Here is a 21,213-nt window from a genome sequence, read left to right as displayed (position 1 = left end):
TTAGTTTTTAATGCTATCAAATAGGTAAGATGATAATTTAGTTATTTCTTTTTCTTTTCTATTTTTACAATCTTCTAAAGTCCATTCTTTATGGTTCTTAACCTGTTTTTGAACAATACTGAATTTACTTTTAGTGTATTCTTTTACTTTTTCTGGATAACAATTATTACTAATACTTCTATTGATATCTCTTTCAAGGATGACTAAATTCCCAATTGAGTTTAAATTTTCACCCCATTCTTGTTTAATTTTATCCCTTAAGCTTAAATTTTCATCATTAAAAGACTGGATATGTTCAATATCATTTGGGAACTTTGCATTATTAAAAAAGTATTCTTTTAATTTATCGGAATTCGTTTGCTTCTTGTATTCTTCATCTAACATTGCAGAAACTCTGCATATCAAATTTTTCTTTTTAGGGTTATAAACAATATCCCCATTTAAGTTTTTTTCAAATACAAGTTTACCTTCTAATTCATAATAAGGAACTTCACCATGAATTTTATTTTCTATTGATTCTATTATATCAACAATATTTTCATCATTAATAATTTTATCAATTAGCCTATGTGTGAATGTATATATATTATTTATAGCTCTGTCGAAATATATACTATACAAGAAATATAATTTATTTAAGCGATTGGTGAATAAAAATAAGTCGTTCTTCTGGGGATTGTATTTATAAATGAAAATAATAATTATCGTCCAAAATCGTCTATATCTTGACCACCAAGTAATGTGCATTAAACAAGAGTCTTCAAAAGTTGGATATGGCAATTTTTCCCATAAAAACCTGGCATCAATAATTTTTTCCAATTCATCAATACTTAATTGGACTTTATGGGCATTATTAAAATCTTTCCAAACTTTTATATTAAAAATAGTATCAAATAATCTTTCAAAGAAAGTATCAGCTCCCAAAGAATATAAAGATGTGTTCAGACTATATTTTGAAATTAGTATATCACTATAAATTCCTAAAATTTCAGAAAATGCAATATTGGAATCAAGTTCCAAATTCAGCCTATCTACTTTTGCATATAATGAACTTATTTCCTCAAATACCGAATCATCTTTTTTTTCAAAATCCTTAAGGTACTCGTACATTTTTATCTTAAAAATATCACTTCCATTAAGGTCTAACCCCGTTGTATTTATTGCATCAAAAATTTGAAGTGTTTTTGAAAGCCCTGCAAAAGTTTCTATAATCACAAAGTAGATATTGGAATATAAGTGATTTATAAAGGCATCAATATCAAAATTTATAGAGTTACCAAGTTCATCTTTAAATTCTTCATTTAAAAGTTGCTGAATAATAGCAGCATTTTTTAAATAAGGATTGAGAGTCTCTTCATTTAAAATAGGGTAGGTTTCAGCATTTAAAAAAGTGGTGAGAAATTTTTGTTGTTCTCCGCTGTTAACCTTAGTTTCGAGCCAATCAAAGTTGAGGTTTTTAAGTTCGTTGTTGTCGTTAAATTCCTTAGACAGTAGTTTAAGAAGTAAAATAAATGTAGTTAGTCTTTGTTGCCCGTCTACAACTTCTTGCTCTATTTTATGCCCATTTTGTTTTGTTTGACCAGAAAGTTGCATCGTTCCAATAAACATGGGTTCTGGTTTTGAATTTTTATCATAGCCGTAAAAGGAGATAAAAATATCTGAAATAAATTTTGTTATTTGTTCTTCAGTCCATGAGTAGGGACGTTGATAAATTGGAATTACATATTTTAAATCCTCGTTAAGTACTACATTTTTATTATCATCAATGTTTTGCTTCAGGGTAAAGGTATTGGCTTTAATTGAAAATTGATTTTCTAATTGATTATTTGACATAGAAGAAATTTATAATTATCATCTAACCTTCTCGATTATTACCGCTAACACTGTTAGGAGAGCCAAAAGGGAGATAAATATGCAACCCAATTTATCCCCAAAACTTGTTTTATTCTGGTTTTTCTGCCTGTACTTTTCGTAATCATCAAGATTTTTATCCTTAGAATTTTTTGATATGCTTCTTGAAACAATATAGGATATGACAATGGTTATGAATTGTACAATCATTAGTTGAGAGGTGAACACCATTGCAATGGTGAAAATAATTGCTAAAATTGTAGCCGTATTTCTAGAAGAATTTCCAAATAATCCAGCAATTACAATAATTAAGAATATTCCAACCTGAAAATACAATACCTCCATAGCCTAACTTTAGTTATTATTTAATTAAACCATTATACCATTAGCTGCTTCTGAACCTTTAACAATTTGATAGGTCATTCCACTGGCAGTTGCTAATTGTGATGCATAATCAGATTTAGCTTTTACTACGGCATCATCTATCTTGTTGTCTCCTTTAACCTCGATGATAACATATTTCTCAGAATTGTCTTCAGTTTTAACTTTGACTAGGAAATCAGGGTAATAACTTCTTACAGTATGAGATTCTGGGTCAATATATCTAATTAAAAAATCAGATTGTCCATGTGTTAACATTCCCGTAAACCACACCTTTTCAATAACCTCATCTTTTAAAAGAGAGGTAAACATTGAAGATTCAGGCAATGAGTCAAAACAATAGTTATCTAAATGAAATGACTTCTCTTTATATAAAGAGTATCTAGGGTCCTCTATATTAGCAATTAATTCAGCTTTAGCTTTCATTCTATAGAACCCTTCTTTTGGTTCTTTTACCAATTCAATTTCCTCTTCCTCTTCTTTGTTAAAAGAGTCTATAGTGTAGAATGAATTGAATAGTTTGGGGATAACCCAGTCATAAAGGACTTCATTATGTTTGTTAACCGCTTCTAAGACTTTTTTTATACCATCAACAGAGTTGGTTAAGACTTTTCTTATTTCTAAACAGCTTATTTTACTTAGGTTGTCAACGCCTTCAGGGTGATATAAGTATCTTGCTATTTCAGAAACTAAGGTGTATTCTGAGAATTCCCTTTTATCGATATCCGTTAATTCTCCGTTTTTCTTGGCATCTGATAAATCTCTTATATCTCTAACCGTTCTTCTTATTTTATAAGCTTCGAAATCGATTTTATCAATTTCTAGGTTAACACCATCTTTAATCTTATTTTCTTTTAATTGATGGAGTTTTTTGATTCTTTTAACTTTAATCTTGACAGGGGGAGGGACCAGTCTAATTTCAACTAAATCTTTACTGTCTCCAGCACTTGTTAGTTCATCAACCGAAAGTTTAAAGTTTTGTTCTAATTCGTTTTCTAGTATTTTTATGTTTTCGTCTGAAAGATATACCATCCCCTCTTGTTGCACTTCGGTTACAGCCCTTAAACATCTCATAGCAGCCTGAAGAACGAATACTTTTGATTTAGGTTCTCTATGTAATCCTACACCAAATAAGGAACGGCAATTCCAACCTTCTTTACCCTTGTTTACTAGTAATATGAATTGTTTGTTAGATTCAGGTCTGTCAAGGTTTCTAAATTCTCGAAGGTCATCATTACTTGTGATTTTATCATCTCCAACATTAACTAATATCTTGTTAATAGGTATGTTTAACTCTACTAAAATGTCCTCAATAATAGGTCTTAATTCATTTTGGAGCTCATCAATTGATGAAGCGAAAAAAGCGAATTTAGGGAGCATACCCTCATATCGTTTGCCGTTATGTTTTTCCCAAAATTCTGAAATAGCTGCTCTAACAAATGCTTTTGTTTGAGTTTTAACATTCTCAAAACCTTCAATTCTAACTTTTTTTAAGAATTTATTATCAATAGCTTCCTTTAGGCCATAAGCATAAACTACCTCAGGTAATAATCTTTTTCCAACGTAAGGAGTCCCCGTGTAATTATAACAGCCAACAACCCTTGAACCTGCTTCATCTAAAGCTTCTGCTAATTCATTGATAGTTACCCTAAGACTGGTTGAGGTTTTTTTAAGTCCAAAATCTTTTGCTAGGTTGGTGCCAAATACATGGTGTGCCTCATCTACATATATCCCAAGCTGTTTTAAGCGAGTTAATTTAGCGAATCTTTGATTCGATAGTAATTCTACATCTGTGTCAATTTCGAAGCCATATAGGTCCTCGAAATCTTTATTTAGAGACTTTGCTTTATGTAACGCACCACCGTCGTTAAATAAGCTTTCAGAGGGTGACTTTTGTTTGTGCTGTTTTTTTAATATTATCTTTTGTGTGTTAGAAATGATAATATTGAACTTTGAGTTATCTAATGCATTTAAGGAGACCCCTGTATCATCTAAAAAATGAAATTTTAAATGCGTGTCTAACCAGTTAGCATATTCAGGTGGAATCACTTTTGACTTGTCGAAAGTTTCAATTTCTTTAAGTGATTGTAATACTGTCTTATCAGGAGCAAATACCAGTGCATTATGGCAATATCTGTTTGTTTTAGGGTATTTATTAGCTAAGAGAAATTCATAAAAAATAGAGGTTGCCATTAATACAGTTTTTCCAAGTCCCATTGTTAAAGCAAAAATGTAGTTTGGATATATCTGTTTAAAAGACTCTATTTGTTTAAACACCTCATTGAAAACTAATTTATCTTCATTTTGGAACTCAGAAGGACCAAACATGTTAAGGGTTCCTACAGTTCCTTTCGTTTTAGAAATACCAACATCATCACGTTTTTCGAATTTACCAGTTTTGTTAAACCAATTTTCAAAAACTTCATATAGGTAGTTGTTTTCCAAAAATTCTTTAAGGAAAACATACATTTCTAATGCCTCGAACTGAGGTTGGCGCAAATATGCTGTGGGGTTTTCAGGATTATTAAAGTCTAAAAACTTTTTGGTTAAAGGTTTATATGAGTTGTATACTTTTTTCTTGTTATTATCGTGAAAAAGTTTTAGATAGGTATAGAAAGGAAAATCTATATCTGAATTTGTCTTTTTTTTAGCCATCACTTTTAGTTTTCAATGGTTAATTCTAAAGACTCTGATAGTAAGTCCGTTATTTTTATTCTAATTGTTCCAGCATCTTCTGGAATAGGGTATTCCCCTAATACCAATTCATTTTTTTCAGGAACATCTACAATTTGTGGTTCGAAAACAGCACCATCGTAGTTAAAGTCTATTTTTACAGATTCAGTTAGTTCCTTCCAATCTTCAACATTCTCTTTCATTAAGGAAAGTTTCTGAAGCAAGTTCATTGGGTAGAACTGCTCAATTACCAATGTGTCATCTGTAATTTTTACCTCAGCTTCAGAATCTCGCTTAAATTCTAGATTTGCTTTGTCTCTAAGTATGTCTACTACCTCAACATCCAATTTAAAAGGGTGCATTTCTTTTTGTAAAGTGGCTGCTAAATCTGGTTCATGCCCCATGCAAATAAGCAATATATTTTCTACAGGTTTGTTAGGAGATGTTTCGAACTTTTTTTCGAACGATTTTATGTTAAAACCACTAATTAATTCATTTAAATCTGCTCTGGTTGCAATTCTATTAACAGGCATTATTTTTACCATTCTACCGTCTTTTTCACCGTCATAAATAGTATTATTTGGTAATGGTTGTATTTCCAATGCTTGTTTTAAGATTTCTTTAGCTTGAACGGGATTTCGAAAAACATCATAATTGTTTACATTAAAAACTGAATAACCAGTGTAAAATATATCAACTAACGAATCGTTTTCATTGTCAGAATTTACTTTGATTGAAGGAGATTGTATTTCTATTGACTTTGAGGTTTTTAAGAGTCTTTTAATAGTTGTTTCTATAGCTCCTAAATTAATATCTGAACCTAAGAACCTTCTTCCGTATATCATCGATACATTTTGTGTTGTTCCAGACCCCATAAATGAATCAAACACTAAATCTCCTGGATTAGTATATGTAGTAATTATTCTTTCTAATAATTTTTCAGGTTTCTGGGTTGGGTAATCGGTTCTTTCTTTTGACATTGAATTTAAAGGAAATATGTCTGTCCATATATCACCAATAGCTGTTCCTTTAACATCATCAAGAAACATTTTCTTTTTAGGATTACCATTATCAGAAAATTCAATTAGTCCTTTTTTTAATCCATCCCAAATTCTATCTTGGGACCATATCCAATGTTTGCCTGGAGGAGGTATAAGTATTCCTTTTTCACCAAAATCTCGGGGCTCTCCTTGTCCATCTTGGGTAAATGAAACGGGTTGATAAATTCTACCTTGTTCATCTGTTTTACTATAATGTTTTTTTAATTTTTTGAAATCTGGTTCAAAATATTGTTTGTTGTAAGTAAAGGATTTTGTTTTAGAATAAATTAAGATAGTGTCGTGAATATTGCCGAATGATGTACTTTGAGATTTAGCTGTTCGTATTTTTTGCCAAATTATTTCATTTACAAAATTTTCATGCCCAAAAACTTCATCCATAATACATCTTAGATTGTGTACTTTGTGCCAGTCACAATGGAGAGAAATTACTCCATTCTCATTCAATAATTCTCTTAATAAGATTATTCTTTCGTACATAAATTGAAGATATCCATCAGAACTCCATAGGTCAGTATATTGCTTTTCTTCGAAAGCATTTATATCTGTGGTAGAGGTTTTATTTTTTATGCCTATACTTTTTTTATAGTCAGCTTTGGAATCAAAAGGGGGGTCAATGTAAATTAGGTCAATTTTACCTCTATATTCTTTAAGAAGATGGGACATCACTTGAAGATTATCTCCCCAAAAAATTTTGTTTAACCATCCATTAACTTCTTTTCCATATGTTTCTTTTAATTGAGCAGGATAGAACTGTGTTGAGGTAAAAGGTCGTTTACCTTTCCAATGAAGCATTGCATATCCTTTGATTGGTTCAAATTTATAATCTTCTACAGTTTCTAATTTTTTCTCTACTTGTATATCTAATTTACCTTGCTCCATCTTATATTTCTATTTCTTTTCCTATTCTTAATAATTCAGAAATCAATTGGTTGTGTTGGTTCAACCAAAAATGAGTATCTGCTACAATAATAAGCCTTTTTTTTGCTCTACTCACAGCCGTATTAATTAAATTTCTTCCGATAGCATTTGGTCTAGAAGTATTAGTAAAATACATGTCGCTAGTATCCACAACAGATAAAATAACAGTGTTCCATTCTCTTCCTTGTGAGCCATGAACAGTAAGAATTTGCTCGTTATCTCTTTGATTCGGTAGACTACGGCTTAGTTGATACAGTTGCCCTTTTCGGTACGGAGAAAGAATGGCATATTCTTCGTTACTAGCATCTAATTGTACAACTAATTTCATTATTGCGTTTATTTCATTGTCGCTTTTTCTACTACGTAATTCATCCATTCTTTTGGGAGCGTTTATATAGAAAATCTCCGTATTATTGATAGTACTACCAGATTTAAAATCTATACTATAAATATAATCTCCTAAAACCTTAGCCAAGTTGCTTCCAAATCTATATGTTGTTCTTAGTGCATTGTACAACATTTGGTTTTTAGTTAGCTGTACTTTATTTACAAAATTACTGTAGGTTTCATTTTTGTCTTGAACAAATAAGCTATCGATACATGTACTTGTATAATGCCATAAATAGGCATCATAGAATGTCTTATCTTTTTCAATAACAAAATCGTTTAATTCACAAACAGGAGGTAATTGTTTGTGGTCCCCTAAAAGTGTAACAGGGATATTATTTATAAATAAAGGTAGCGTTTTTAAAGCATTGGCATATCCAGCTTCATCAACGAAAATATGATTAACAGTTAAATGAGTATCTACAAAACGCATTATATAGCTATCTAGGGTACAAGCTACTACTGAAACACTTTCTAGTCGTTGCGCTGTAGTCATTGCAGCTAAGTTGTCTCTTTTCTCTTTTAATTCAAGAATAAGCTTTTCAATACCATATGCATCCAAATTACTATACTCTAATGCTAAAAGAGCGTCTGATTCAAATTTAGAAAGGCGTTTTTCAATTCTGGATTTTATTTCTATTTCAGTTCTTGAGATTTTAATAGGATGCTTTAAATGACTTTCGTTTTCATCAAATAAAAAGGAGAATGTATTTAATACTTCTTTATAATCAGTTTGGTTAGCTAGGTCTAAATTATACGAGTGTATATTAATCTTATCTAATTCTTGTTTTTCAATATCGATTTTCTGAGTAGTATTAATAATTTGCTGGTTTGATGTATCACAAGATTTATCTAATTCTTTTATTTCAGAGTCATAGTCTCTATTATTTAAGCCAAAAAAGGCGCCAATTTTATTAATTAAACTTTCCCTTTGAAGTTTAACGTTTAAAAGTCCTTGCTTTTGATTTTTAAGACCTTTTCTTAGGTTATCTAGTTTTTCATCTAACTCTTTAATGGTTTGCTTTTGCTCTTTCTTTTTTGATTCACAAAGTAAATAGTCGCCTAACGAAGATTCGTATTTGACTAATAATTTTGAAGTTTTAGCAGTTTGAATCTTATTTTGTTCGATGACTGAAGAAGAATGCCTATTTAAAAAATCTATTCTGCTATCAATTTGTTTTAGTTGCTTTTCTAAACCTGCTATTTCACAGATATCTGGATAAAGTTCAGAAAATTTTGAACTTGGGTTTCCTAGCCGTATAAACTTTTTAAGTGGTATTCCTTTCTTTTGAGCAATTGGAATAATAGCTTCCAATACTTGTTCAATTGCATTATTAGTAGGAGCGAGTATAGCTATTTGTTTACCTTGGTTTATGTATTGCAGCATTGCTTGGGTTAAAACCCATCTGGTTTTACCAGTACCTGGGGCACCCCAAACATATGAAAACGGCGCTTCGAAAATCATTTTTATAGCTTCCTTTTGTTCGTTTGAAGTGTTGTTTTCAAATTCAATTTTCGAAGAGGAATTAAAAAGAGGAGATTTTTGAGTTGGTAATTTAAGTTTGTCTCCGTTTTGTTGGTACCAGTCAATGATATTTTGAACTAAAAACCTAAGACTTGAAACAATCTTAATATTATCTCGCTTTTCGTTACTTATTTCAAATGGAAATTCTTTGTCCTTTTTTAAAATTAATACTCTTTTATCGGCATCATATTCGATTATTTTAAAAAGGTCGCTATAGTCTTTTGAGCTTGGTACATGTCTAATAAGGATAGATTCTGAATCAAATAACTTTGATGATAATTTAAATTTATAGTGGATTTTATCTTTTGTGGTAATAGAATTAATGTCAATGGTCTGTAATCCTTTGTCGTTTTCAATTAACCAATCCAAGTAAACTTGAGTGCCATTTATACAAGTTGATTTTAATTCTAAAACAGTCATCTTAATATTGTCTTGGGTTACAGTAATATCTCATATCACAATCAGAACATTGCTTTTCATTCTTTTTAATATGTGAATTATCAAAGTTCTTTTTCTCAATGTTTTTGACAACTCTGTCAAAGGATTCAATCGTTTGGTTTATTGTGTTTTCATTTTTATTAAAACTAACAAAAGGACTGCCATTTTGTTCTTTTGGATAATGTAGATGCATCTTACTTACTTTATGCCCAGTTCTTTCTTCTACTAAATGAGCATAAACCTCCAATTGTCTTCTATATCGGTCTAGAGTATTTCTTGTTAATTCATCAGTAGCATTTACATCAGGTTTGTCGCCTGATTTAAAATCTATCAGTTCAACCGTTCCATTTTGACCTTTAATTAGGTCTATAGTTCCTTTTAATATATAATCCTCTTTAACTAAGGAAACATCTACCTCAGCCTCAACTATCTTATCCCAATCGTTAGAGTTTTTATCTCGGTAGTTTAAAATTTGTTTTAATAGGGCTATTTGTTGAGGTTTATGCAAATAGGAGCGCTGTTGTTTAGATAATAAGTGATAATTGGTGTTAAACCAGCTTTCTATATTCTCATTTGTCAGGGTTTCGACTTGTCCTTTTAAAACAGCTTTATGAATATCTTCGATAGTTTGATGTAAAAGTTGCCCACCTAGAACACCTCCAGTTCTAACCTCTGTAAATTCTAATTCTTTATAAAACTTATACTGTTGAGGACAATTTTCATAAAGGAGGATATGTGATGTAAACGAATATTCATGTTTTATATTGGTTGGTTTGATGGTTTCTAATTCCAACTTAGTTGCATCAAAAACATCTCTTTTCCAAGAAGGTGTTTCTTGGTATAAATCTTTAAATAATTTATTAGGAGAACTAAAACTACCATTTTTATTTTTTTCTTCTCGGCAACTCAGAACTAAAAGATTTTGAGGTCTAGAAAAGGCAGTATAATAAAGTCTCCAGAAATCGTAGTTCTTGGTTAATTCAAGTGGTTCAAAAGGTGGTTTATCATAATAGTTTTCCTGTAAGATTGCATCGGTTTCAGTATATTGTGTTCTTGGTCCCTGTCTATTATTAGGCATTCCAACTACAACAATAGGAAATTCTAAACCTTTTGATTGGTGGATAGTCATAAATGAAACACAACCAGAAGGAGCATACTCATCGAAATCTTCGTATTCTTCTATACCACCATCATAGACAAACCTTATGAATTCGTTAAATAGGTTTTTTAATAGCTTTTCTTTATTTTCTGGTGTAATTACTGTGACATTGTTGAGGTATTCAAATTTCCAAAGTAATTTTGTAAATAATGCGATGTTGTAGGAAGCTCTTAAATCTGTTTTGTTTGCATTTAACTTTATATCTAAATACTCTGAAAACATAGGGTATTCCAGAAGTTGATAAATTAATGCAGCAAAACTGTAATTAGTTCCCTCGGTTAAAGTTAAATGCTGCTTAGCTCTAGTTTGGCACCATTGTAATAGGGTTTTATGCTTTTCAAGGTCGTTTCTAATTGCATTAGCGAAAAGAATCTTACAGTGATTATAATAGTCCCAAATTTCAAGTTTTGCTGTATCTGACCACTTTAAAATTTCAAATAAATCTGGAAATACAAATACAATAGCACCAACAAGTAATTTAACTTCATTACGCTCAAAAAATAAAGACGAGCGTGGAGAAAAAATTTGAATTCCTTTTTCTTCAAGATACTCAGATAAACCAATTACTTTTTGATTCTTAACAGACTTAAATAAAAAAGCAATTTGATTTCTATCTTTAAGTACTCCCTTTTTTTCTAAATCAATTATAAATTGATAAACTTCCTCATAATAATCTTCTATGGACCCTTCATTGGATACTTTTATTACTGATGCATTATCAATAAAATTGTCAGTTCTTGGTTGAATTAATTTGTCATATCTAAATTGTTTACCATTTTCGGTCCAATCTAACTCAGCCATCCATCTATTGTAAAAACTGATTATTTCTGGATGAGAACGATAGTTTGTTGTCAGGGTGACTTGTTTGCAAAGACCACTAGAAAAGTTTTGAGGAAATTCTAATATATTTCGAATAGTCGCTCCTCTAAATCGGTATAACCCTTGGTCATCATCTCCCACAACACACAGATTATTGTTTTTATTGGCTAAGAGAAGTATTATTTTTTCTTGTATTGTATTTGTATCTTGATATTCATCCACCATGAAATATTTTATCTTATTCTGTATTTCATTAAGAATGTTAGGATGGTTGATAAACAAATTGTACGCCTCACTTTGGATAAATGAAAAGTCCAAGGAGTTATCTTCTTCAACCTGTTTAGAGTATATTTCGTAAAACTTACCAATGGTTTGAACTCCTATGTCATCACTTTCTTTGAGGATTTTAATATTAAGGTTTTCTTCACCAACGGTATTGATATAGCCAATTAATTTGTCTGCTTTAATCCAGTTGGATACCTTAAAATCCCCTAATAAAGCTTCTGCTCCATCTAAATCTAAATAAGATTTAATATTTCTGTAGATAAAAAACCTTTGGTCAAATTGGTCTAATAATTTATAGCTTCTCTTTAACCTAGTATATTCTCTATGTTCTTCTAAAAATCTTAAAAAAATTGAATGTAAAGTTCCGATGTACATTTCATTCAAGTTTATTTTAACTTCTAGTTCTAAAAGCCTATTAGAAACTCTTGTTATGAGCTCTTTTGCAGCTTTTTCAGTAAAAGTAGCAACGAGTATCTCTTCAGGTTTTATTCCTTTAGAGATGAGGTATACAATTCTTTCAACCAAAGTTTTGGTTTTTCCAGAGCCTGGACCAGCGATAATTAATAAAGGACCTTCTGTGCTGCTAATAGCTTCCTTTTTTTCATTATCAACGTTTAACGAATCTAAGTTATATTCTAGCATTTATTTAAAATGAAAATTCAATTGAATATCAATTACGTTGTTTTAGGGAGAAAATAAATATAAGAACTTTACTTCAAAAAAAGCAGTTAATATGAACTTTCTTATGTTTTAAATTTCTTTTTTTTGAATACTTAATTCCAGAGATATAAATGTGATACTTTATTCCATTTTTAAGTTAGATGCAAAATATCTATTAAGAAAAATTTTAAGCATCATCACTTTTTAAAGTATTCACGTTCAATTAGATTTCTAACAACTTCACTGGCATTTGTTCCATGTTTGCCTTTTTTAGCTAATTCTTTTAAATGTTCTTTTTCTTTTTTACTTATTCTAATTAGTAAAACTTCATCTTTAGATGGATTTGGTAGTTTCATAGTTTACTCCTTTTTATTATAAATATCTAGAATATTCAAAACATTCAAAAGGGAATTTATGGTACTATAGTGGTACCTTCACAACAAGTTAAAGAGTGTATTTACATGCATGTATTATGAGTTTTTGGTGTCGTATGGTGATTTTAGAAGGGAGGTGCCTTCAATTGTGTAAAGAAAAAGTGTTCTTGCGTATCCTCCCTTATATCTAGGTTGAAAATTCAAGTGTATATACAATAGGTCGGATGTCTTAAAAAATTTTTTAAAAATTTTAGACAGATTTTTTTTAGTTAAAGGTTAATCGAATTCATTATTTAGTTGAGGTTATTACTTAACCAACCTCATCAAATTGCTGAGTCCAAAGCTCACTTTCCAATCTTGGTTTTAGGCCAAAGTAAATACCAAGTAGTCTATTTAACTCCTCTTCTAATATAGCCTCATAAGGCTCTGTAGTTACAATAGAGTCATGAATAGTAAATAATGGCATATCTGGGTGTTTGTAGGAAATATACCTCGTACAATGGTCTAAAATACAATCAGCTTCTATGTTTTGTAATAAAACAGGAAAGAAATTCTTCTCATTCTCTTTTTTAATAGATTGAATGACTCTATACAATTCAGGATAATATTTTTTGAATACGGTTATGAATTCTGAACTATGCTTTTCAGATGAAAACAGAATTTGCATAACCACATCTTTACTGACCTTTCTTAAATTATCGTAATTAGTATGTTTTTTAATCCAAATTCCTCTTATCTTTTTTGGTATTCCTATATAGCATTCTTCGTTTATGTCTTTAGATATCAATCCTTCGTTATAAAGTATATCTCCAAAATGTTCGTAAAATGTACCATCTAATACTTGATTGATAAAGGTTTGAATTTCATTATGCTGGTCACCATATAAAAGGTCTGACATAATAGAGACATGTAGTGTATTATATTCATTAGATAAATAATTATTTAATAAATTAACACTTGGTTTTATTATTTGTTTTAAAATTGAAGCTAAAATAAAAGGCTGACTGTTCTTAATATCTAAGGATATTAATTGTTCTCCCTTATATTTCACATATTTTCTTAAATCTTTCGGTATTGCAGTGAATATTGAATGCAACCTATTATCTAGTCCTTCTCTACTAAATGACCAACATTTATTCTGAATAGATTTAACAATGAAGATTCTTTTGTTTTTATTTTTTATCTGTGAATCATTTATATAAGTATCTTGTATATATTTCAATGCTGAAAGGGAATCTATTGATAATAGTTCTGGATTAAGCCACTTAGTTAAATGTGAACACTTTTCATCTGCTACATTCATTCTACTAATTTTAATCTCATTCGATTTCTTTATGAAGTTTGAATTATCCTCTAACCAATGAAAATCAATCAAATGTTTTATATAGGCATCACCTATCTTATATTTTTTACATGCATTGGATATTGTGCTATATTCAATACATTTTTTATTTAAGAAATCTTCATTCTGAAGGAATGCGATATACTTTTTATATCCTTTAATCCTTAATAAAGCCTGACTGCAAATAGGTATCCAACCATCTTCATATTTTTCATTTGTACTTAAAGGGATATAGTATAATAGATTCAAAATATATGATGCTTTAGTCAAATTTAGTTTCATACCAGTGGTTGATTTGTTATAATCTTTAATCTTTATTTCAAGGGCGTGGAATAACTTATTTGGCAACCAAACTCCAAGCTTCTGTTTATTTATATGTGTTATCATAATTTTACGTTTATGCTGATTTTTTTATTAACGATTTCTGAACTCCCTCAAGCGTAATATCAATTAATAGGTCTACTTGCTCTGGAGTAGTTAATGAGATTAAAGAGGTGTTAGAAGCTGACTCTAAAGAAGTATCCTCAAAATATTTATAATAGTAAGTTTTTGATGTACTAGTGACTAAAACATCTTGCTCTACCATTCGGTCAATTTTAATTTTAAATGTTTTTTGAATAAAATTTAAATTAGATTTGAGACTTGGGTCTATTATAAAAACCTCATTATCAATAATGACTTCACACCAAGTGTGATAAACTCCAACCTGTTGTCCCTTAAATGGTAATTTTCCATATGTAATATATCTGCATTTACCTTTTTTCTGTAGAATGGCTAGTTTCCCTGATACTTTTCTACTCTGAAGCCCCATTCGACCAAATATTTCAGTAAGACAATGTCCATATAGGTAGCATGCACCAACAGGTTCATTAATGGATTTATCTTCAATAGTTTTTTGTAATTCTTTGGCTACTTGATATAATATATTTTCCATTTTTTATTTTTAGATATTAATTGAAATTAAACTCTTGGGAAGAATTTATTTAAGATGCTTTTTTGAAGAATAAATCTAGATTTGAGTTAGTTTTAAGAATTTCTTCAATTTGCTCAATAGGGTATAAGTAGACATCTCCTAATTGGGTATAGGGAATGATGCCAGCTTCACGATATTTTATGATGGTATTTGGTGATAAGCCTAACTTTGCTTTTAGGTCTTTGGTACGGTAGTAACCTTTTTTTTGGGTAGAGGTTGTTTGGTTAAGTTTTTTATCTATTGACTCCAATTTAGAGACAATAGGAGTTAATAGATGTTTAAGTTCTTCCTTAGAAAGGAATTGAAAATTTAAGTCTTTTGCATTCATAAAAATCTGTTTTTGAAATTAATATGATGCAAATATCCTGCATGTTTGTAAGTATAGCGAGGGATTCCCTCGCATTCCCTATAACTTTTAAAGTTCTTCGGAGTTTATTTCCTCTATTCTTTTTGTTAAATCTTTTATTAAACCTTTTAGGAATTTTTTTTCAAAATCTCGATGCATTATTCTTTCTTCTGTGCCATAAATTTTAGCAAATTCCTTGTTTATACCTTTAACAGGTTTTAGTTCACCATTGTGAGAAAAATACATGTTGGCATTATCAATATATTTTTTAAGTTGAGTATGTTCGTGCTTAAATCCTGTGTTGTCAACATGAAAAATTTCACAATCGCTTAAGTTTTTGAATAATATGGCAATTTCTTTTTTACTTATTTTAAATTCAAGCTTTAAATTATTTGGGTTATTAACCAAAACCTCATCTAATGTTATGTCATCTTCTTTAAAGGTTTCAAGCTTTTTAATGAAGTTTATTAAGTTATCGAGGTACTTAGTGATTCTCCCAAACATTTTCCTCTGGTTCTCAAGAAAAAGAGATAAGTATGCATAGGAATATAACATATCAAGGTTTTCTTCTTTTTCATTTAATTTAAAAAGAATTTCATCTTGTAAAATATCTTTTAATTCTTCAGGGCTATAAGTGTCTTGGGGAAAGTTTTCGAAAAAATCTTCAAATCCATATACTTCAGACATTTTAGTCAAGATTTCTTCATAAGCATCTGAATTATCGGGAGAGAAATAGAAATCTTTACATTTAGAAATCGGTCGTTTCATGAAAAAATTGTTCATGAAAATATTTCTAGGTAGAGCTTTTAAATAGCTAATATTAGTGTAATCTAATTTGAGTAAGTCATCGTATTTTGTTAATAATTCCTGATGAAAAACTTTAGCTAATTTAATTTTTATAGGGCTTTCTAAATCAGTTATTTCATTAATTTTCGTCTTTAGCTTTTCTTCCCATTCATTGAAGAATAAATAATCTATTTCATTTATCCATTTATCATGTATTTTAATGTTTTTTAATTCATGATAATATTCAATTTCTGGATTGATAATTAATTCTATTTCAGAATATAGGTCATTGATTTTTTTCATTTGAATATTTAATAAAAAATAAAGCCCTTCAATATTGAAGAGCTTCTAAAGTATATAAAAATAAAGAATTATGAATATATATGTTTTAATTTTTCCATGTCATTTTTTACATTTTCATCCAGAACTTTAGCGTAATGTTGTGTCATGGTTATTCTGGTATGCCCCATCATTGAACTAACATTTTCAAGGGAAACACCGTTTCCTAAAGTTATGGTTGTAGCAAAGGTGTGCCTAGCTACATAGTGGGTGAGCTTTTTATTGATTTTACATAAGGTTGCTATTTCTTTGAGGTATTCATTTATTTTTTGATTTGATATTTTAGGTAGTAACTTTTTTTCATCTAAATATTCATACTTATCAAGTATTCGTTTCGCTGGTGGTATTAACGGTACGTTAGATTTAGTATTTGTTTTTGCACGATTCGTCTTTATCCAAAATACACCTTCATTATCCCTAATAAGATTGTTTTTGGTTAACTTTTCAACGTCGCATGGCGCATAGCTTGTATAACATGAGAATAAGAATATGTCCTTAACTTTGTTAAGTCTATCTGTTTCAAATTCCTTGTTTTCTATTCGTTGTAATTCTTCTTTAGTAAGAAATACAGCATCTGTAATTATTAACTTTTCATCGTACACAGAAAAGGGGTTATACTTGATAATACTATGTTTAATCCCGTAATTACACATAGTCGAGAAACATTGAAAATATTTCACAACAGAGTTATGACTTATTCCTTTTTTTCCATTAAACGAAGATTCGTATTTTAAGTAATCTTCAAGACTATAAATAAACTTATTGTCTATTTCTATTAATGGAAATGTTGTTTTAAAATATTTCACTTTAATAAAACTTGCAATTAAATCTCTTGCTCTTTTATATTTTTGAAGTGAAGCTTTCGAGCGTTCACCAGCATTATATCGTTTTTGAAAGAAGTTATTATGTTTATCAAAAAGCTTAAGAATATCTAAACCTTCAATTTTTTCAGTTTTTCCAGTTAAATTATTCTTTACTTCAAGAGGAGTTACATTGTAGTTGTTTTTTGATAATTCAAGATATATACTTTCAATTTTAGAATCTAGTCGTTCTAAGGTTTGTTGACATACTTTTTCGGGATTTAATCTTACAGTATTTTTGAGTTTATTTGTAAAGTCCCATCTTTCTTTCGAGATGTATTTTCCCGTAGCCAAAGTTGTTGATTTACCCCTTAATGAAATCTTTGCATAGATAGCAGATTCACCTTTGTTGTTTTCTTTGTCCGATTTTAAATAGAAAATTGTTTTAATCATAATATTATAAATTTAAAATTTTGGTAAAATTATTTGTAAAACAACGGTATAGCTAGGGATTCCCAAGGATTCCCTGAATTATCAGTTACCCAATATTTTTAAATTTGTCAGGGTAACAACTTGGGTAATTATCAGGGTAACTAGGCTAGGGTAACCTATAGGGTAACTTAGATTTGACAATTAATGGGTATTTTGAGTACTTGCCAAAAATAAAAAACCCTCTAAACACTGATGTTTAAAGGGTTTTGATTTTTAAAGCGTCTTTTGACTACTTTATCAGCGGAGAAAGAGGGATTCGAACCCCCGGAGGTGTGACCCTCAACGGTTTTCAAGACCGCCGCATTCGACCACTCTGCCATTTCTCCTTGAGTGTCTCATCAGGTATTTCCTGATTGCGGGTGCAAATATAATAACCTTTTACTATTATATCAAACATTTTTACGTTTTAGTTTGTTTAAATTTCATGCCGGAAAGTAAACATGTTGGGCTTTAGTAAATTGTATGTTAAATAATTTTTGAAAAGTGATTATGAAGTCCATAATTCTTCTCTCAGTTTTGATATTGGTCAAGTTTTAGACTATTAAATATGCCATCCTTCAATATATTCATCGTTTACTAAACTATCATCAATTAGAACAAATCCAACATGAGGTGTCCAGATAGCTATGCTTTCTCTAAATCCTTTTCCTGATTTAATATTTACGTTGTATTTACCTTCGTCTTCGGGTAGCTGGTCTTTTAATTTTGTGTATTCCATGCTGTAAAACTAATTAATTAAGGCGTTTTATAAAAGTTTACTGGGTTTTGATATGAAATTGAGGAAAATAAAAAAGCCTCTCATTTCTTAATGAGAGGCTTTTTTATGAATTATCAGTTTAATCTAATTTTATTCTTTCTTTTCGATTAGCCAGTTCCCAGGCAGTATGAAATACCAGGCGTGCGCGGGTTTCTAATAAGTCGTATTGAATTTTATCAGGAGTATCCGATGGTCTGTGATAATCGTCGTGGGTGCCGTTAAAATAGAAAATAACCGGAATGTTATTTTTTGCAAAGTTGTAGTGGTCGCTACGATAATAAAAACGATTAGGATCGTTGTCGTCGTTATATTTGTAGTCAAAGTCCATATTAATGTACTTTTTGTTTACTTCTTCAGAAATGTTGTGTAACTCGGTGCTTAGTTTATCTGATCCAATAAGGTACACATAGTTACGATTATCTTCATGCTTTTTATCAACTCGTCCTATCATATCGATATTTAAATCGGCAACTGTATTTTCTAATGGAAAAATAGGGTCGACATCGGTGTAGTATCTTGAACCAAATAAACCAATTTCTTCACCAGTAACGTGTAAAAATAAAATACTACGTTTTGGTCCGTGTCCTTCATTGGCTGCTTTTTTAAAGGCTTCTGCAATTTCTAAAATGGCTACGGTTCCTGAACCATCGTCGTCTGCACCATTATTAATTTTTCCATTGCCATTAACACCAATATGATCTAAATGTGCTGAAATTACTATAATTTCATCTGGTTTTTCAGATCCTTTAATGTAAGCCACTACATTTTCAGAAGCTTTAGCCTTATTTGAAAAGAACGACTCTGGAATATCTTGAAAATAATCGCCTTTAGCAATTGGTGATTCTATACCTAAACTTTCGTAGTGATCTTTTAGGAAGTTTACCGCCTTTTTTTGTCCAGGTTCACCTGTTTTTCTACCTTCAAAATCATCTGAAGCATAGGTATACAAAGCTTCTTTTAATTCATCTGAAGTTATGGTTGCAGCATAAGTTGCAGATAAATCTTCTTTATCTTGTTGCTTATTGTTTTGCGATGTACCGCACGATGTAATTAATAGGGCGGTACATAAAAAGACACTTAGTCGTTTCATGAAGTTAAATTTATTTAGACTCTAATATTACAAAAATGAATTTATAGCTTACCCGATTTTGAAATTAATTTAACAAATGGTTATTCTCATCGGTTAGTAATCGGTGGTTTTGATTTGCAATTTGCCATGCGGTGGCAAAAATAAATCGTGTACGCTGCTCTAATAAATCGAATTCTATTTTGTCTGGTGTGTCTGTAGGTTGGTGGTAATCGCTGTGTTCGCCATTAAAATAGAAAATAACCGGGATACCCTTAGCCGCAAAATTATAATGATCAGATCTGGTATAGTACTGATTTCTGTCATTTTCAGCATTATAACGGTAATCTAAATCGATATGAAAGAAGGTGTTATTTACTTCTTCGGAAATATAATGTAATTCTTTACTAATCCGGTCTGCACCAATTAAATAAAGGTAATTGGGATTGTTTTTATGAACATCGTCTATACGACCTATCATATCCATGTTCAGATTAGTTACGGTGTTTTCTAACGGAAATACGGGATGTAAGGTATAGTATTCTGAGCCTTTTTTTCCAATTTCTTCGGCGGTTAAATGTAGAAACAAAATACTGCGTTTCGGACCGTGACCTTCTTTTTTAGCCAGTTTAAAAGCCTGTGCCATTTCCATAAGCGCCACTGTTCCCGAGGCATCATCGTCGGCACCAAAATAAGTTTCCCCCTTATCGCTAATGCCTAAATGGTCTAAATGTGCAGATATAATAATTATTTCTTCAGGAACTATACTTCCTTCAATAAATGCCATGACATTTTCGGTAGGTTTTATGTCTTTAAGGAAAAAATCTTGAGGTATTTTTTGATAATAATTAATGGTATCTCCCAAAGGGGAGGTTATGTTTTCTGTTTGATAATAGGATTTTAAGAAATGAGCCGCTTTTTTTTGTCCCGGTTCACCTACGCGTCTCCCTTTAAATTCTTTAGATGCAAACTTGTAGAGATGTGTTTTTAGTTCTTCTGAAGTGATGGTGCTTGCATATTTGGTAACCCAAGGCTTATCGACCAACTGTATACTATTTTTAATATTTTCAATTTTAGTAGTATACTTAGGTGTAGCACATGTACCCACGAGGGTAAGTGCAGAGATTATGCAGAAGATTTTCATGTGTTTGTGTTATATCACATGAAACTTACAACCATCATTCCTTGGGGCAGAAAAATGTTGAAAGTGTGAGTTTCATTTTTTGTTCCTATCCCAAATATAATAAAAACAGGAAATTACTTACTAATTAATTTCTAAGTTTTCTAAATCTGAAGCTTCAATTTCAGATTCTATAATCTCATTAGCTTTTATTTCAAGATTTTCTAATTCAGCCTCATTAATTTCTAAAGATTCTATTTGAGGTTCGTCGATTTCAATAGTTTCAATGGCTGCGTCGTCTATTTCTAAATCACCTAGTTCGGCTTCATCAATTTCAAGTTCTAGACCTTCTAATTCTTCAATAGCAGCTTCTTCAAACTCCTCTTCTTTAGCTTCTAATGCTTCCGTATTTTCTACTTCTGTAACGGTAAAAGCGGCTTTGTAAGTGGTAACCGCCAAAGCCATTATAGTTAATAGAAATGAAAACTGAACTAATTTTTTTACTTCTCCTGTTTTCTTTCCTAAATAGAAGGCACCTCCGGCAAGCAAAAGAGCTGCAATTCCCGGGAAAATAGCGAGATTAGAAACTGGTAATACTGATAATATGACAGCGAAAACAGAAGCTATAACAGCAAATATGGTTAGTGTTTTTTTCATTCTA

The 21,213-nt window shown here is 30.5% G+C and carries 16 protein-coding genes and 1 tRNA gene; all 17 read right to left on the bottom strand.

What is annotated here, in order from left to right:
* The 17 genes from NO995_RS09660 to NO995_RS09580 all read right to left on the bottom strand — a co-directional run bounded on the left by NO995_RS09660 (position 1) and on the right by NO995_RS09580 (position 21,209).
* Positions 1 to 1,833 (bottom strand): DUF262 domain-containing protein, encoded by a 1,833-nt coding sequence (locus NO995_RS09660; protein ID WP_258227328.1) that lies wholly within the window; start codon positions 1,831 to 1,833, stop codon positions 1 to 3.
* Between the two features lie 18 nt (positions 1,834 to 1,851).
* Complete coding sequence (locus tag NO995_RS09655) at positions 1,852 to 2,196, bottom strand: hypothetical protein (protein ID WP_258227327.1); 345 nt, start codon at positions 2,194 to 2,196, stop codon at positions 1,852 to 1,854.
* 24 nt (positions 2,197 to 2,220) lie between these two features.
* Positions 2,221 to 4,887: a TnsA endonuclease N-terminal domain-containing protein gene (locus NO995_RS09650; RefSeq protein ID WP_258227326.1), complete on the bottom strand. Its 2,667-nt coding sequence runs from the start codon at positions 4,885 to 4,887 to the stop codon at positions 2,221 to 2,223.
* A 5-nt stretch (positions 4,888 to 4,892) separates the two neighbouring features.
* On the bottom strand, positions 4,893 to 6,845 hold the full coding sequence (locus NO995_RS09645; protein ID WP_258227325.1) for a site-specific DNA-methyltransferase: 1,953 nt from the start codon (positions 6,843 to 6,845) through the stop codon (positions 4,893 to 4,895).
* Position 6,846: 1 nt separating this feature from the next.
* The gene (locus NO995_RS09640) at positions 6,847 to 9,216 is read right to left on the bottom strand and encodes an AAA domain-containing protein (RefSeq protein WP_258227324.1); all 2,370 of its coding nucleotides are present in this window, start codon (positions 9,214 to 9,216) and stop codon (positions 6,847 to 6,849) included.
* Position 9,217: 1 nt separating this feature from the next.
* Positions 9,218 to 12,139, bottom strand: a complete 2,922-nt coding sequence (locus tag NO995_RS09635; RefSeq protein WP_258227323.1) for an ATP-dependent DNA helicase — start codon at positions 12,137 to 12,139, stop codon at positions 9,218 to 9,220.
* Between the two features lie 215 nt (positions 12,140 to 12,354).
* On the bottom strand, positions 12,355 to 12,513 hold the full coding sequence (locus NO995_RS09630) for a hypothetical protein (protein WP_258227322.1): 159 nt from the start codon (positions 12,511 to 12,513) through the stop codon (positions 12,355 to 12,357).
* Positions 12,514 to 12,841: 328 nt separating this feature from the next.
* Positions 12,842 to 14,260, bottom strand: a complete 1,419-nt coding sequence (locus NO995_RS09625) for a hypothetical protein (RefSeq protein WP_258227321.1) — start codon at positions 14,258 to 14,260, stop codon at positions 12,842 to 12,844.
* A gap of 10 nt (positions 14,261 to 14,270) precedes the next feature.
* Positions 14,271 to 14,807, bottom strand: coding sequence for a hypothetical protein (locus NO995_RS09620; RefSeq protein WP_258227320.1), 537 nt, complete (start codon positions 14,805 to 14,807; stop codon positions 14,271 to 14,273).
* Positions 14,808 to 14,856: 49 nt separating this feature from the next.
* Positions 14,857 to 15,174, bottom strand: coding sequence for a helix-turn-helix domain-containing protein (locus NO995_RS09615; RefSeq protein ID WP_258227319.1), 318 nt, complete (start codon positions 15,172 to 15,174; stop codon positions 14,857 to 14,859).
* 87 nt (positions 15,175 to 15,261) lie between these two features.
* Positions 15,262 to 16,281 carry a hypothetical protein gene (locus NO995_RS09610; RefSeq protein WP_258227318.1) on the bottom strand — a complete coding sequence of 340 codons (1,020 nt, stop codon included), beginning with the start codon at positions 16,279 to 16,281 and terminating at the stop codon, positions 15,262 to 15,264.
* A gap of 68 nt (positions 16,282 to 16,349) precedes the next feature.
* A complete protein-coding gene (locus NO995_RS09605) occupies positions 16,350 to 17,570 on the bottom strand; it encodes a site-specific integrase (protein ID WP_258227317.1) in 1,221 nt (406 codons plus the stop codon).
* A 280-nt stretch (positions 17,571 to 17,850) separates the two neighbouring features.
* Positions 17,851 to 17,935: transfer RNA gene (locus tag NO995_RS09600), tRNA-Ser, on the bottom strand.
* A 215-nt stretch (positions 17,936 to 18,150) separates the two neighbouring features.
* Entirely contained in the window at positions 18,151 to 18,327 is a 177-nt protein-coding gene (locus tag NO995_RS09595; RefSeq protein WP_240574571.1) for a hypothetical protein, read from the bottom strand.
* 118 nt (positions 18,328 to 18,445) lie between these two features.
* Positions 18,446 to 19,456, bottom strand: coding sequence for a M28 family metallopeptidase (locus NO995_RS09590; protein WP_258227316.1), 1,011 nt, complete (start codon positions 19,454 to 19,456; stop codon positions 18,446 to 18,448).
* A gap of 64 nt (positions 19,457 to 19,520) precedes the next feature.
* Positions 19,521 to 20,576, bottom strand: coding sequence for a M28 family peptidase (locus tag NO995_RS09585; RefSeq protein WP_258227315.1), 1,056 nt, complete (start codon positions 20,574 to 20,576; stop codon positions 19,521 to 19,523).
* Between the two features lie 120 nt (positions 20,577 to 20,696).
* A complete protein-coding gene (locus tag NO995_RS09580; protein ID WP_258227314.1) occupies positions 20,697 to 21,209 on the bottom strand; it encodes an FUSC family protein in 513 nt (170 codons plus the stop codon).
* Between the last annotated feature and the right edge of the window lie 4 nt (positions 21,210 to 21,213).

The sequence above is a fragment of the Aestuariibaculum sp. M13 genome, from assembly GCF_024723255.1.
Taxonomy (GTDB): Bacteria; Bacteroidota; Bacteroidia; order Flavobacteriales; family Flavobacteriaceae; genus Aestuariibaculum; species Aestuariibaculum lutulentum.
The sequence above is the reverse complement of the archived record's forward strand: the minus strand, read 5'-3'. Positions and strand labels throughout refer to the sequence as shown.